At 58.5% G+C, this 14159-nt stretch carries 12 protein-coding genes; 4 read left to right on the top strand and 8 right to left on the bottom strand.

All coding sequences use genetic code 11. The annotated features are described in order from the left end of the window. Positions 1 to 427 precede the first annotated feature (427 nt). The 8 genes from ACSQ36_RS32860 to ACSQ36_RS32825 form a co-directional block, all read right to left on the bottom strand. A complete protein-coding gene (locus tag ACSQ36_RS32860) occupies positions 428 to 1726 on the bottom strand; it encodes a cation:proton antiporter (protein WP_436185279.1) in 1299 nt (432 codons plus the stop codon). A gap of 350 nt (positions 1727 to 2076) precedes the next feature. After that, positions 2077 to 2880 (bottom strand): alpha/beta hydrolase, encoded by an 804-nt coding sequence (locus ACSQ36_RS32855; RefSeq protein ID WP_436185278.1) that lies wholly within the window; start codon positions 2878 to 2880, stop codon positions 2077 to 2079. A gap of 23 nt (positions 2881 to 2903) precedes the next feature. Beyond that, a complete protein-coding gene (locus tag ACSQ36_RS32850; RefSeq protein ID WP_436185277.1) occupies positions 2904 to 4190 on the bottom strand; it encodes an amidohydrolase family protein in 1287 nt (428 codons plus the stop codon). Between the two features lie 115 nt (positions 4191 to 4305). Beyond that, entirely contained in the window at positions 4306 to 5475 is a 1170-nt protein-coding gene (locus ACSQ36_RS32845) for a Gfo/Idh/MocA family protein (protein WP_436185276.1), read from the bottom strand. Next, the gene (locus ACSQ36_RS32840; RefSeq protein WP_436185275.1) at positions 5468 to 6250 is read right to left on the bottom strand and encodes a sugar phosphate isomerase/epimerase family protein; all 783 of its coding nucleotides are present in this window, start codon (positions 6248 to 6250) and stop codon (positions 5468 to 5470) included. Before ACSQ36_RS32840 ends, ACSQ36_RS32845 begins: the two co-directional genes overlap by 8 nt. Positions 6251 to 6307: 57 nt before the next feature. Beyond that, positions 6308 to 7177, bottom strand: a complete 870-nt coding sequence (locus tag ACSQ36_RS32835) for a carbohydrate ABC transporter permease (protein WP_436185274.1) — start codon at positions 7175 to 7177, stop codon at positions 6308 to 6310. After that, the gene (locus ACSQ36_RS32830; RefSeq protein ID WP_436185273.1) at positions 7174 to 8118 is read right to left on the bottom strand and encodes a carbohydrate ABC transporter permease; all 945 of its coding nucleotides are present in this window, start codon (positions 8116 to 8118) and stop codon (positions 7174 to 7176) included. The genes ACSQ36_RS32835 and ACSQ36_RS32830 overlap by 4 nt, the downstream gene beginning before the upstream one ends. A 135-nt stretch (positions 8119 to 8253) precedes the next feature. After that, positions 8254 to 9549 carry an ABC transporter substrate-binding protein gene (locus tag ACSQ36_RS32825; protein WP_436185272.1) on the bottom strand — a complete coding sequence of 432 codons (1296 nt, stop codon included), beginning with the start codon at positions 9547 to 9549 and terminating at the stop codon, positions 8254 to 8256. Between the two features lie 321 nt (positions 9550 to 9870). On the opposite strand from ACSQ36_RS32825, the gene ACSQ36_RS32820 reads away from it, so the two are divergent. The 4 genes from ACSQ36_RS32820 (at position 9871) to ACSQ36_RS32805 (ending at position 14144) form a co-directional block, all read left to right on the top strand. Further along, positions 9871 to 11775 (top strand): PAS domain S-box protein, encoded by a 1905-nt coding sequence (locus ACSQ36_RS32820; RefSeq protein ID WP_436185271.1) that lies wholly within the window; start codon positions 9871 to 9873, stop codon positions 11773 to 11775. Further along, complete coding sequence (locus tag ACSQ36_RS32815; RefSeq protein WP_436185270.1) at positions 11776 to 12387, top strand: response regulator transcription factor; 612 nt, start codon at positions 11776 to 11778, stop codon at positions 12385 to 12387. 66 nt (positions 12388 to 12453) lie between these two features. Then, positions 12454 to 12840, top strand: a complete 387-nt coding sequence (locus tag ACSQ36_RS32810) for a response regulator transcription factor (RefSeq protein WP_213767859.1) — start codon at positions 12454 to 12456, stop codon at positions 12838 to 12840. Between the two features lie 182 nt (positions 12841 to 13022). Then, positions 13023 to 14144: a muconate/chloromuconate family cycloisomerase gene (locus ACSQ36_RS32805; RefSeq protein WP_436185269.1), complete on the top strand. Its 1122-nt coding sequence runs from the start codon at positions 13023 to 13025 to the stop codon at positions 14142 to 14144. Positions 14145 to 14159 lie beyond the last annotated feature (15 nt).

The raw sequence follows: 14159 nt of genomic DNA, 5'->3' as shown, positions 1-14159 counted from the left end.
ATAGGCGTTACAGCCCACGAATAACCAGCTATGCAGAACGTGTGACACGGAGAATTCCTTTTAGACGGTGATGCGTTAAAGGAAAATGGTCAGGAGAAGCGGCCAGCAGGGGAAGGCAAGCCGATCGCAATTCTGCACAGGGGACGGTGAACGGTGTGCGGGATATATCACCTGGTCATCCGGAGCGCATGGGCCGCAATGACTGAAGCGTAGATGGAGCGAGGGGGGGAAGCTATTCTACGGTTGGGTGTAGTGATGCTTCCATAGGGTATCCTCAATATACGACCGTATAACATAGGTGCCAGGCAGACTGAAGCGTATGCGGCCGTATCCAGGGGGAAACGATTAACAGATCCTTCACCACCCATATACGGACGTATATACCGGGGAGGGGATGCGAAAGGATTGCCAGGTTCATCATGCCGTTTCAGACGTTTCGCGGTCGCGAGCTCGCGCCAGTAGCCGTCGCTTCGCGCTTTGCCGATGTCCCGCTGCATCCCGTGAGGTGCCTAACCAGCGAACCGAGAGTAGTGGCCTGCACGAGTAAGCTGAAAACGACTACCAGGTAGGTGACACCTATAAGCATTTCTCGCCCGGGAAACTCTGGAAGCGATAGAACCAATGCAATAGAGATACCTCCGCGCAGGCCACCCCAAGTCATGATTTTCACCGAATGGGGATTGACTTCGCGGAAGCTGCGCAGCGTCGCTAGCGGTATTGCCACGCTGATGGCACGTGCCACCAATACAATAGGGATTGTGGCAAGAGCTACCCAGAAGACTTTAATCTCGAACGAAACTGCAATGACCTGTAGCCCGATAAGTGCAAACAGGACAAGGTTCAATAATTCATCGAGGAGACCCCAGAAACCAAACAGATGTTCACGTGTCCGCGCCGACATGGCACGTTTGGAGTTTTGATTTCCAACTACAAGACCCATGACTACCATCGCTAGTGGCGCGGAAACATGCAAAAATTCAGACAGGCTGTATCCCGCGGTCGCGAGCGCAAGGGTCACCACGATCTGGACCGCGTAACTCTCGAGGGCGCGCAGCATTCGAAAGCCACCGTAACCAAGGACCAACCCTACAATTGCGGCACCTCCTACCTCACGAACGAGAGTGGTTGCGGCGTGCGTAGCCGAGAATTCCGTTGCCCCTGTCGCCAGACCAACAAGTGTGACGAACGCAACAACACCGGTCCCGTCATTGAATAGAGACTCACCCGCTATTTTTATCTTGAGGCTCTCGGGCGCACCGGCGTTCTTGAGAACGCTCATGACTGCAATTGGGTCTGTCGGTGAGATGAGAGCGCCGAAGACAAGACTCCATAACCAGCCAACGGGATGCCCAAGAGTAAAGGTAAGCAGATGAAACCCTGTACCGACTGCGACCGTGGAAATGAGGACGCCGGCGGTGGCGAGCAGGAAGACAGGCAGCTTCACTGTGCGCATCTTCGATAAGTCGACGTGAAGGGCGCTCGCGAACAGAAGGAAACTGAGCAGACCGTGGAAGACCACGTCCGAAAAGTCAATGTTACCTACCAGTCGTCTTGCCTTCGAAACGAAATCGGGGTTCCCGTAGCTTGCGACGAGGAAGCAGAGACTGACTAGAAGACCGACCGCGGTAATACCAAGCGTATCAGGGAGTTTCAGGAATCTCTGGTTTATCAAACCGAAGATCGCGATAAGGGTTAGCAGAACGCCAACCGCTTGGAACATCGTCATTCACGAGTCTCCGTGTGCCCGGTACGCCGCGTATCCGGGGCTTGGGCTACAAGCTGTCGATAAAAATGACACAGCGCCATGCTGTGCTCGATGACCCTGAACGTCAGGAGAAGGTACAAGTATGTCCGTCGCCAGGCACCGCCGACGCTTAGGCCACGCGTTACGCGGCCCTGGAGATAGCATTTGTCGAGCGCAAGGATACTCAAACAGCGGCCACAGAAAAACTCCCCGGCAGCGAAAACACATGTCGTTTCCATCGAACAATATTTCTCGGTGGTCGATTATGGAACGTGCAAACCTCTACAAGTCCGTTATCTCGGCGCCAGGCACACGTTCAATGAATCGAAGTATCAGCCGCCCGTCTCGCAGCCCTGAATGCAGGCGGTCAGCAGGTTGGCCATGGGCGTTCCGGGGGTTCCCAACGTACGCACGATCGACATGTGATTTTCGTCGCGGATAGACAGATACCGATCCGGATCGAGTTGGCGGGCCTGATCGTGAAAGGGTGCTGTCTCATGCTCGCCAACGACCAGCAGGGGCATTTTGGCAGGTTCGAAATTGGCATTGAGGGGAGACCAGCCAAAGAGTTCATCTTGCGTCAGGCGGAGTTCAGGCTGGAGAAAACTGCTTGCGACGCAGCGCAGATCGTATAGACCTGAAACGAGCAATAGCGACTGTATTTGCACCGGCCATTTGACGTCATCTAGCGGGCCGTGGGAGACGAGATAACTTGCCAGATGTGCGCCCGCCGAGTGTCCGCTTGCGCTGAGCCGGCCGGGCGAGGCGCCGAGACGCTCGGCATGAGTGACAAGCCAGCGCGCGGCATCGCGCACCTGCCCAACCAGCCGGCCCATGCGGTTCATCGGAAGGTGCGAGTAGTCGACGATTGCCGCAATGGCGCCTGCGTCCAAAATGCTGTCGGCGACAAACGAATAGTCTTTGCGTGAGAATGCTCGCCAATAGCCCCCGTGTACGAACATATGAATAGGATGAGGGCCCGGGCCGGACGGGAAAAAGAGATCCATGCGCTCCCTATCGGCGGCGCCATAAGAAACGTCGATCAGGGACCGCCGCGTTCGCCGGGTCAGCTCGCTGGCGACACGGTAGTCTTCCAGGAACGCGTCGAAGCCGGCGACATGTGCCCGGATGTTCAACGGGTCTGGAGAGGCTTCGACTATCACCGGTCAGGCACGGAGAAGAGAAGGGCGCTCGACGAGGGACGTGACGACGCATGCACGATCCCGTCCTTCATGATCATCGACAGACGCTCGGTCCCGACGAGTACCGTCGGATCGTTCAAGGGGTTTCCATCGACCAGCAGGATGTCAGCCAATGCCCCCGCCCGCAGAACGCCGAGTTCACCACCGTAGCCCATCAACTCGCCGCCCACCGCTGTCGCGCTTCTTAGCGCCTCGGCGGGGGTATAGCCGAAAAGGTTGATCAGGTGGCCGATATCTCGCGCATTCTGGCCCATCGGGGTCAAGGTGAACCCGTAGTCACCACCGATCACGACGCGAATACCACGTCGGCGCATTTCCTTGTAAGTCGCGACCGTGTGTTCCATCTTGCGTGGCAACTGCATCCGTTCTGCTGCTTCTCGCGAAAGTCCGACGCGCTCCCCCTCATACAGCGCGTTGTGCAGCAGGCCGATGGCCGGCCCGACGAACACCCGGTCTTTCACACTCTCGAGCATGTCGAGGGCTTCCTCGTCCGCGAAGTCACAGTGGTAAATGCAATCGACGCCTGCCCGCACCGCCCGTTTAACCGATTCGGCCGCGCGACTGTGGCACGCAACCAACTTCCCCCAGTCATGCGCAACCTCGACACCGGCGCGAAGTTCTGCCTCCGTCATTGAAACCACTTCCGCGCGGGCATGACTGACAAACTCATCACCCGAAACGCAAAATTTGATGTTGTCGACACCCTCGCGACAGCACAGTCGCACGGCCTTGCGAATCTCGTCTTCGCCATCTGCAACGAGACCGAAGCTCTCGGCGTGGATATGTTGCTTGCGCTCGTCACCCAGGCCGCCCGTGACGGTAATTTCCGGTCCGGCTGCCCGATATCGGGGGCCCGCGAGAAAACCATCGGCAATTTCCTGCCGGACGACCACGTCGAGCCGCAGCTTCGCGGACGCGGCCGAAAAACAGGAGGTAAAGCCGTGTTCGAGAAGCAGCGTCGCGTTTCTGCATGTACCGAGCAGGTGCTCTTCCGGGGGTATCTCACCGAGATCCTGATTGCGTGCGGGACCCACAAAACTCAGATGACAGTGACCGTCGATCATGCCCGGCATCATGAATCGACCGCCGCCGTCGACGACATGCGCGGCACGCGCGGGCTCGATCTTTCCTTGCCCCTCGGCAACCGCGGCGATTCGATTTCCTTCGACGAGCACTTCGCCGTCGAACGGGACATCCCGGATGCCGTCCCAGACGATGACATTGCGAAACAGGTAGGCGCTCATGCTTGCCTCAACGGTGAAGGGCGCGGTGAAGGGCGCGACGACTGTCATCGCGCGAAAAGAATTGCATCGGGTGTTCGATGCTCACAAGTGCGTGGCAGCCACGCGCCTGCAAACGCTAATTTCCGACGATCCGGGCGATGTCCTCTTCCGATGGCATCCGCGGGAGGGACACGTCTGCCGTCGAGAGCGTCACCGGATGTCGTTCCCGGGCGGAGACCAGGATGCTCTCCATGGCATCCAGCACGTGCAGCACCAGCGTGGGCGAGGTGAAGGGCTCACGATCCGTGCGCACGGCGTCTACCAGGTCCGCTGCCCCGGCCATCCGATAGTTTGTGAGCACGATCTCGCGGTCCAGCTTGTACTTGTCTTTCACTTTCCAGTGAGGCGCGCCTAGTAGAGACTGTGATGAATCAAACGGAGTCTCGTGTCCGTTCCTGTCGCGAACAATAGCTGTGCCGCCGAACATATTCGGATCGGGAACCACGAGCGTTCCTTCCGTGCCGTAGATCTCGATGGGCGCGCCGCGACCGTGGTGCCACACATCCCAGCTCATCGAGAGACTCGCCGTTACGCCGGAGCTAAATTGGAGCAGCGCATGGTAAGTCGTCGGGGTCCCGACCTGTATCACCTGGCCATGATTCCGCCCGTGCGCCGTGACAGTACGTTCTGCGAAGCCGGTGGACGAGATTGCACTGACTGATCGTAGTGGGCCCAGCATGCAGACGAGCGCAGCGATGTAGTAGGGGCCAATATCGAAGACGGGGCCGCCGCCCGGCTGGAAATAGTTTTTCGGCGCGGGATGCCAGTGCTCCATGCCGTGCGTCATAAAGACGGCGGATGCAGAAACGATCTCGCCGATGACCCCTTCGCCCAAGAGTTGCCGGCACTTCCGGTGCGCGGCGCCTAGCAGTGTGTCTGGCGCGCCTGCCAGCTTGCAGCCGTACTTTCGGGCGGAATCGACGATACGCTTTGCTTCTTCGAGCGTAACGCCGAGCGGCTTTTCGCTATAGACATGTTTTCCCGCTGCGAAGGCCCGTTCAGATATTTCGGCGTGCGCTGCGGGAGGTGTCAGGTTGACCAGGAACTCGACGTCGTCTCTGCTCAGTAGGGTGTCCAGGTTCATGCCTGGGATTCCGAACTGATCGGAGCGGGCTTTGAGGTTGACGGGATCGTTGTCTACGAGCGCTGCAACCTCGATTGTCGGAAACGCGAGAGACGACGACATATACATGTCGAGCACGTCCCCGCAGCCGATGATGCCGATTTTCGTGCGTCCGTTAGTCATTGCGTTTCGCACCTTTCGAGACGACAAAATCGTGTGCGCGCTGCGCGACGCGGCGCCAGTCAGCCGGGTTGTCGTGCTCGACGACGAGATGATCGGCGGGCGTGGTGGCGAACAGAGGCCAGAGTGCATCCCAGTCCACAATGCCGTCGCCGGGGGGCGTCCAGCCTCCCTCGCCGGACGTACCCGGAGGGGCGGTGTCTTTCAACTGAATCGCGAGAATCCGGGGAGCATATTTCTTTAGCTCTGCGTAAGGATCGGCCCATGCCCGTGTCACCCACGCAAAATCGATTTCAAAACCGACATTCTCTCCGGCCGCTTCGAGCATCAGGTCGATCGGCCGGGAGCCATCGTCGAGGGGCCGATATTCGAAGTCGTGGTTGTGCCAGGCAACGCGGAGGTTGTTGGCTTGCGCCAGTTCGGCGCCTTTTGCGAGCTGCTCGCCGATTCGGCGCCATCCGTCCGCGTCGAAGGGGCGCTCTTCCGGCACGACGTAAGGCGGGATCATCAGCGGTGAATCCCCCAGGGTGTGCGCGATGTCGATATACCTCATCGGCTCTTCGATAAGGCCCTTCAACGGCATATGAAAACCAAGACACTCGAGCCCTGCATTGTCGATGCGCTTGCGGAATCCTTTAGCGTCGGTGGCGAAGTCCGGCAGCCAGGGTTCGACCGCGTCATAGCCCATGGCGGCAAGTCCTTCAAGCACATCGTCTTGCGGTGGAAAGTTTCGAGTGGAATACAGCTGAAACGAAAGCTTGTAGGTGGATGGCGTCATGGTGTTGCAATGTCCTGTTTCGGTGATTGAGAAGCGACATAGGTCGATACACGGCGGTCATTTCACGGCGCCCGCGGTTAGTCCCCGCTGCCAATACCGCTGCATGAAGACGAAGACAAGGATGGTTGGCAGGACGCTGATCGTCGCGCCGGTCAGGATGATGGTAAAGAGCGTCTCGCCGCCACTGGCGTTGTGTGCGATGGAGTACCAGTTCGAAAGCCCGACCGTGATCGGCAGGTACTGTGTCGAGTTCAGCACGACGAGCGGCAGGAAGTAGTTGTTCCAGGTCTGTACGAACGACAACAGGAAGACGGTAATCAGGCCGGGCGCCATGAGCCGAAGGGCAATCCTCGAAAAAATCACGAATTCGCTCGCGCCGTCAATACGCGCGGCCTCAAGCAACTCGGTCGGTACGCTTTGCTCGATGTAGACGCGCATCAGGAAAACCCCGGGGACGTAGAGCATCATCGGAAGGATGACCGCCCAGGGCGTATCGACCATGCCCACCTTCGCCAGCATCAGAAAGATGGGGATCGCGAGCACCGTCTGCGGCACCATCAGAGCGCCGAGGATCAGGTTGTAAAGTGCATCACGGCCGGGAAACTTGAACTTGGCAAAGGCATAAGCCGCCATGGCGCAAAGCAAGGTAGCGCCAGACGCGCACACGGTTGAATAGAGGAGCGTGTTGGCTAGCCATCGAAAATAGATGCCGCCGTCGTACGCGGCCAGGTCTCGCAAGTTCTGCAGCAGATGAAATTCGCCGAACGAGAGGCCGAAGGTCGTGTACAACTCGCGAGCGTTTTTCGTCGAGGCAATCAGGAGATAGACGATCGGGAAAATCGAATACACCAGCACGCCCGACATCAGCAGCGTGTTCAGGCGCCGGTAGCGGTAGAAGCTTGCCGTTTGGTAGCCAGCCATTGTCATTGCGATTTTCCTTTTTTGCGGCTGCTCAGCCAGAGGAACAGGTAAGACAAAAGACCGGTTATGAGCGCAATCAGAAAGGAGACGGCACCTGCGTAGTTGTACTGTTGGCTACGGAACGCGAGGGAGTACGAGAAAATGTTCGGCGTGAAATTGCTGGTGATGACATCGCGCGCCTCGGGCTGCAACAGGAACGGCTCGTTGAACAGTTGCACGGTGCCGATGATCGAAAACAGAAGTGCCGTGATGACGGCGTCACGGATGAGCGGTAATTTGATGTATAGGGCGGCGGTCCACCGGTTCGCCCCGTCGAGTGCGGCAGCCTCCATCAGGTCCTCTGGAACAGCCTGAAGTGCCGCGTGAAAGATGATGAAGTTGTAACCCAGGTATTGCCACACCGAGATATTGGCTATGGACGTAACAATGTTGCCGCTGCTGAGGAGGTCAGGCGGCCGAATACCGACCATCTGGCATAGCTGTGTGATCAATCCGTAATTGGGCCCATAGAGATATCCCCAAACCAGGGTCGCTATGACGCCCGGAATAGCGTAGGGAATGAAAATACCCACTCGAAAGATAGACGCTCCATGAACCATATCGCTGTCGAGGATCAGCGCAGACAGCAGTGCAGCCCCTATCAGGATCGGTACCATCCAGACGCCGAAGTGCAAAACGTTGAGCACCCCTTCCCAGAAACGTGAATCGTTCAGCGCGCGGACGTAATTTTCCAGGCCGACGAAATGTTGACCGCCGACGATGCCCGTCTTGAAGAGACTCAGGTACCCCGCGTAGAGTGCGGGAAAAATAATGAAGCAAAGAAAGAACAACAAGAATGGAAGTGCGAACAGGTAAGGGGCAAGCCTCAGCTTATCGAAGCGTGCCTTGATAAGGTGACGACGCGCCGGTGCTTCGTGTGCCATATGCTTTTGAACACCTGTGTTCATCAATGACCGCTCCTTGCATCTGGCTACCTGGGTCTGCCGGGTCGTGAAGTGATGCAGTTCCAGCCCGGCAGGATGTCATCCGAAGAGCCGATTCCGCGTGATGTCAGGGCAAGGCGGAATCGCGTGTTTCGCCCGCTAAGCTCGAACGGTGAAACCCTGATCCTTCGCATACGCTACAACCCGGTCCTGAATCCGGTCGAACGCTTTCGACAGGGTGCGCGCGCCTTTCGCGGCCTGTGGCAATTCGTCGTTCATGACCTGCTGGACGTAGTCTTCGAATGGAGAAAACCTGTAAGGTACGGTCATCTCGCCGATGGCCGCGAAGTTCACTTCATTGACCTTTTGATTGCCGCACATGGGCTGCTCGATCTCGCGGATGCCGGGGTCGCTGATCAGTTTGCGAGTGGACGGTGTGAGAAATTGCTCGCGGACATAGAGTTCGGTGGGGGCGCGGTTGGACATCATGTACCTGATGACTTCGAGCGACTCCTTCGGATGCTTCGTTCCTGAAAACACGCCAAACATCGATCCGCCGAAAGCGGTACTCAGGGTGTTCTGTGCCGAGAGGTGCGGCATCTTGGCGACGCGCCATTTGCCAAAGCTCTTGTTTGCATTGGTGCGGGCGTAGTTAGGGAACCAGCAGCCGGCCATGACCTGCAAATAGCGGCCGGTATCGAGCGCCTGAAAAAAATCGGCCGTCGAATCCGGTTCGGTGCTCACGAGCTTGGCATCGATCAAGCGTTGCCAGTAGTCCGAGAACGACTTGGAAGGTGCGCCATTCAGGTTGATCGAGATCTTGTCGCCGTCGATCTCGAAGCCCCGGGCGCCGCGTTGCCAGATCATGCCCGTGGTCCATCCCGCGCTCGTAAGGAACATGTTGGTCAGATACTGGTTGCTCGATTTTGTCCGTACCTTTTCCGCGGCCGCGGCGAATTCGTCCCAGGTGGTTGGCGCGTTGATTCCCCAGTCGCCCAGAATGTCCGCGCGGTACATCTGGATCATCGGCGCTACGTCGAGCGGCAACCCGAGCGTCTTGCCGTTCACGGTGCACTGCGAGATCGCGCTGGGCACGAATTGCCCACGAACATCGGCGACGTCCTGCGTGATATCGAGGAAAGCGTTGACTGTATTCAGGGCCGGCAAATGGGCATATTCGAGCATTGCAATGTCAGGGCCGCCGCTATGGGCGGCGAGTGCGTTGCGCAGCTTCAGCGACTGGTCCGCACTATTGGTGACCGGTGCGGTCACCACGCGAATGCGGCTTTGTGATTTGTTGAACAGATCGACTTGATCCGAAAACTTGGGAATCCACTGCCAGATGACAATCTCCACCGGCGCCTGCGCGCGGACCGCGGCAGGAAGACTTGCAGCGAGGGGAACGGCGAGCGAGCTGCCGACGGCTTTCAAGAAGTGACGACGATCTACCGACATATTCTTCCTTTGTCTCACGGTGAATTGGGCCGCCTCGCAGTTCGCGCAAGCGCCTCTTTATTGATCCCGATAACCGGCATGCCTGTTTGTTGCGGTGCAATTTGTCCCGCGTGCATCGCTGAGGCTTTGCCGGGCGTCTCCTGACGGGTTCATGCCGATAATAGCCACCCTGCGTACCCCTCGCTATCACATGTTTCTATGTCAGTAAAAACACCAAGGCCACAACGCTCGACTCACCTTCATGGCTAAACGATGATGGCAGGAAGCGGTGTTCGACACGCTGACGCCATAGCTTGCAACCGGGCCCCTGCGATCTTTGCGATGCCATTTCCTCATCTGTCACCGGGCTTCATGTCTTGCGCAGCCTTTGTATTCGGCTTGCTCGTTTCGGGCGTAGCCGGCTTGTGCTTGCACGTCATTTTGCGACGCACAAAACCCGACGAGCGTCTGCGTCACCTACTGGACGGCGCCCCGATCGGCATCCTGTCTGTCGACACGCTCGGACGGATAACCGAAGCCAACTCGGCAATAGAACGCCTGTTTGACTTTAGTCGTGCCGAGTTGCTGGGCGAACCTGTCTGGTCAATTATTCCCAAGGCGCATCTGGAGCCGTCTGCCGCGTTGCAGGTGTTCGCGGTTCGGCGTGACGGCACGCGTTTTCTCGTCGAGTTTGGCTTTACGCCGGCCCATGAAGGGCGACGCAGATCAGGAACGGTCTTCGTTCGGGACCTCAGTCGGCAGAATGCGGCTCGCGAGGCGCTGGTGGCCAGCAATGAAAAATTGAGCTTGATACTTCAAATGCTCCCCGGCTTCGTGTGGAGTGAGCGCGCCGGTGGAGAACTCGATTATCTGAATCAGCAAGGCCCCTATCTGGACGCTCTGGGCGCCGAAGCGCCATTCGACTGGAATAGCATGGTCCATCCGGATGACGTGGCGCTCAAGCGCCACGCGCTTGAAGAAATGATGCAAACAGGTGAGCCGTGTGAATATGAGTTCCGTCTCCTTGGCGATGACGGCACCTATCGCTGGTACCAGGCTCGCACCGACGCGCTTCACGACGGACGGGGTACGGTCGTTCGATGCTATGGGCTAGCGTGGGATATCGATACACGTAAGCGCGTGGAGGCCGCCCTGGAGGCGAACGAGCGTGAACTTCGCCTGATGGTGGAAACCATCCCCGGAATGGTGACGGTCAACGACGGGAAAGGTCAACTGGAATACGCCAACAAGCGCCTGCTGGATTTTGTAGGCCGGAGTTTCCAGCAACTCTACGACCGCGGATGGCCCATCCTTCATCCGGACGATATGGAGAAAGATGCCGGGGAATGGCGGCGATGCGTAGAGGCGGGCGCCCCAATGGAGGCCACCTACCGGTTGCGCCGCTACGACGGGGAATATCGCTGGTTCGAGGTGCGTGTCCAGCCTCTCCACGATGAGCGTGGCGACGTTGCAAGGTGGTATGGCCTGTTCGTTGATGTCGATGACCGGCGCAAAGCAGAGGAAGCCCTGAGGACGGCTCAATCACGCATTTCCCGCGCGACGAAAATTGCTACGGTGGCCGAACTTTCTGCCTCGATTGCTCATGAGGTGAACCAGCCGCTGGCGGCGATCGTTACGAACGGTCATGCGTGCCAGAGCTGGTTATCAAGCGATCCGCCGAATCTCGAGCGAGCGCGCCAGGCTGCGGAGCGGGTGGTCAGGGACGGCAACTCGGCGGCGGACGTCGTGAGCAGAATACGCGCGCTGTTCAGGCAGACCGCGCCATCGAAGGCCGCGCTTGATCTCAATGTGCTCGTTTCCGAGGTGCTCCGGCTGTTTGAGGACGACCTGGCTCGCAAATCGATCACAGTCATGTCGGAGTTACTTTATCCTCTGCCGCACGTGTGGGCCGATGGACCGCAAATCCAGCAGATCATCATCAACCTGATCAACAATGCAATCGAGGCGATGGAGGGCGTGGGCCTGTCGCAGCGGCAGATCACCGTTCGGACGTGGCCCGGCCCGGACCAGCGCGCGTGTGTGCAGGTCAGTGATGGAGGGCGCGGCGTCGAAGACGTGGAGAGAATATTCGAACCTTTTTTTTCGACCAAGGAGAGCGGAATGGGGATGGGGCTTTCGATCTGCAGGTCGATTGTCGAGGCACATGGCGGCCAGCTATGGGCGTCGAGCCGTCAGCCTCATGGCACCGCATTGGAGTTCTTTATTCCCCTTGAGGTGCATGGGTAAATGAGCCAGCCCGATCAAATTGTTTATGTGGTCGATGACGATCGTCGCATTCGCGAAGCGTTGTCCGATTTGCTGTTGTCGCTCAATATCGCATCGATTGCCTTTCCGTCCGCCGTGGAATATTTCGAGTACGACCGCGCGGACATTCCGGCATGCCTCATCCTCGACGTACAGCTTCCGGGCGCCAACGGGCTGGACCTGCATGCCAGGCTGATCGAGGGCGACCATCCTCCGGTTATATTCATTACCGGTTTCGGAGACATTCCGTCATCCGTTCGTGCGATCAAGGCCGGGGCGGTCGATTTCCTCGCCAAGCCGTTCAGTCAAAGCAGTTTGATGCAAGCGGTCGAGACGGCATTCGAACAAGATAGGAACGCTCGCCGTCACCGCGCGGAAATGGGCGATGTGCGTGGGCGTTTCGCTACGCTCACTCCGCGCGAGCGGGAAGTGCTGCAACTGGTGGTGAGCGGCTTGTTGAACAAGCAGGCGGCTTCACAGTTGGGAATCAGCGAAGTCACCCTTCAGATGCATCGAGGTCAGGTCATGCGCAAGATGGCGGCGGGTTCGCTTGCTGAACTCGTCAAGATTGCTGGGCGGCTCGGCATATCGTGATACACGGTCTCGGCACGAGGGGTGCCCGGCAATGCACGTTCGACAAACGCGAGCGGGACATTAAACATGGATGAGCTGAGGCGGCGTGTCGTATCGGTTGTCGACGACGACTACCGGGTACTCGAGTCTCTCGAAAGCCTGTTGGCTTCTTCGGGGTTCGTGGTTCGCCTGTTTACCTCGCCAGAAGACTTCATGCGCGACTTTGAATCGCTTGCCCCGGATTGTCTTATTTCCGATATCGACATGCCGGGTCTGAGCGGTGTCGAGTTGCGCAGGCGCGTGCGTGAACTCCGACCCACGATGCCTGTGATTTTTATCACGGGACGCTACAGGGTCGAGGATTTCGCAGTGGAGCTCAAAGAGGATACCCACCTCTTTTTCAGGAAACCCTTCGACGGGCAGAGGTTGCTGGATACGGTGAGGAAGGCGGTGGACGACACGACTGGCGACTAGGCGCATCTGCCCATGACTGCGCTGGAACCGGGAGGCACGTTCGGTTCCTTGTGACGGCTTTATCACTTGTCACTTGGAAGAATACGGGTTTCATACCTTCAGGGTATGAAAGTAGTCGGAAGCGGTGTTGGACTTCCCGGTTCGTTTGTTTCTACCATGTGTGCTTCGGGAGGAGACGCACAATGGCAACAGCGGTAAGAATAGAAAGCGTGGAAACGCTGCTGGTTGATGTCCCGACTATCCGGCCCCACCGGCTGTCGGTCGCGACCATGAACTGCCAGACCCTGGTGCTGGTCCGGATTCGCTGCTCGGACGGCGTAAGCGGCGTGGGCGAGGGCACGACCATCGGCGGTCTCGCGTATGGCGAAGAGAGTCCCGAGAGCATCAAGGTCAATATCGATACCTACTTCGCACCCTTGCTGAAAGGCCTGGATGCAACGCGGCCCGGTGCGGCCATGGCGAAGCTGCGCACGCTGTTTCAGGGCAATCGGTTTGCGAAATGCGCGGTGGAAACGGCGCTCTTCGACGCCCAGGCTCAACGGATCGGCGTGCCGCTGTCGGAGTTGTTCGGCGGCCGGGTGACGGACTCGGTTGAAGTCGCATGGACGCTTGCGAGCGGCGATACGCGGCGGGATATCGATGAAGCCGAGCAGATGCTCGACCTGCGGCGGCATCGCGTGTTCAAGCTGAAGATTGGTTCGGGAGCGGTGGCCGACGATGTGGCGCATGTCGTGGCGATCAAGAAAGCGCTCGGTGAGCGTGGCGACGTTCGCGTGGATGTGAACCAGGCATGGAGCGAGTCGGACGCTATCTGGGCGTTGCCGCGCTTCGCCGATGCCGGCGTTGATCTGGTCGAGCAACCCATCGCCGCCACGAACCACGCCGGCCTCAAACGGCTTACCGGCCTGGCTCGCGTGCCAATCATGGCTGACGAAGCGCTGCATGGCCCCACCGATGCATTCGCACTGGCGAGCAGCCGTTGCGCCGATGTCTTCGCCGTCAAGATTGCCCAGTCCGGTGGACTGCTGGGCGCGGCCAGCGTCGCAGCGATAGCGCTTGCGGCGCATATTGATTTGTATGGCGGCACGATGCTGGAGGGGGCGATCGGCACGATTGCATCGGCGCAACTATTCAGCACGTTCAGCTCGTTGAAGTGGGGGACGGAGTTGTTCGGCCCGCTCTTGCTGACTGAGGAAATTCTCACTGAGCCCCTGCGTTATGAAGACTTTTCGCTGCATCTTCCGCAAGGTCCCGGTCTGGGCATCACCCTCGATTGGGAACGTATCGAACGGTTGCGGCGTTGACCTTAATGATCCTGC

The sequence above is a fragment of the Caballeronia sp. LjRoot34 genome, from assembly GCF_964253815.1.
In the GTDB taxonomy this organism is placed as follows: domain Bacteria; phylum Pseudomonadota; class Gammaproteobacteria; order Burkholderiales; family Burkholderiaceae; genus Caballeronia.
This window is presented reverse-complemented; position numbering and strand designations above follow the sequence as displayed.

Bases quoted from the DNA above. Each gene is read 5' to 3' on its own strand.
- ACSQ36_RS32820 (WP_436185271.1), top strand. From the start codon at position 9,871: ATGCCATTTCCTCATCTGTCACCGGGCTTCATGTCTTGCGCAGCCTTT.
- ACSQ36_RS32830 (WP_436185273.1), bottom strand. From the start codon at position 8,118: ATGAACACAGGTGTTCAAAAGCATATGGCACACGAAGCACCGGCGCGT.
- ACSQ36_RS32850 (WP_436185277.1), bottom strand. From the start codon at position 4,190: ATGAGCGCCTACCTGTTTCGCAATGTCATCGTCTGGGACGGCATCCGG.
- ACSQ36_RS32805 (WP_436185269.1), top strand. From the start codon at position 13,023: ATGGCAACAGCGGTAAGAATAGAAAGCGTGGAAACGCTGCTGGTTGAT.
- ACSQ36_RS32815 (WP_436185270.1), top strand. From the start codon at position 11,776: ATGAGCCAGCCCGATCAAATTGTTTATGTGGTCGATGACGATCGTCGC.
- ACSQ36_RS32810 (WP_213767859.1), top strand. From the start codon at position 12,454: ATGGATGAGCTGAGGCGGCGTGTCGTATCGGTTGTCGACGACGACTAC.
- ACSQ36_RS32845 (WP_436185276.1), bottom strand. From the start codon at position 5,475: ATGACTAACGGACGCACGAAAATCGGCATCATCGGCTGCGGGGACGTG.
- ACSQ36_RS32860 (WP_436185279.1), bottom strand. From the start codon at position 1,726: ATGACGATGTTCCAAGCGGTTGGCGTTCTGCTAACCCTTATCGCGATC.
- ACSQ36_RS32835 (WP_436185274.1), bottom strand. From the start codon at position 7,177: ATGACAATGGCTGGCTACCAAACGGCAAGCTTCTACCGCTACCGGCGC.
- ACSQ36_RS32825 (WP_436185272.1), bottom strand. From the start codon at position 9,549: ATGTCGGTAGATCGTCGTCACTTCTTGAAAGCCGTCGGCAGCTCGCTC.
- ACSQ36_RS32840 (WP_436185275.1), bottom strand. From the start codon at position 6,250: ATGACGCCATCCACCTACAAGCTTTCGTTTCAGCTGTATTCCACTCGA.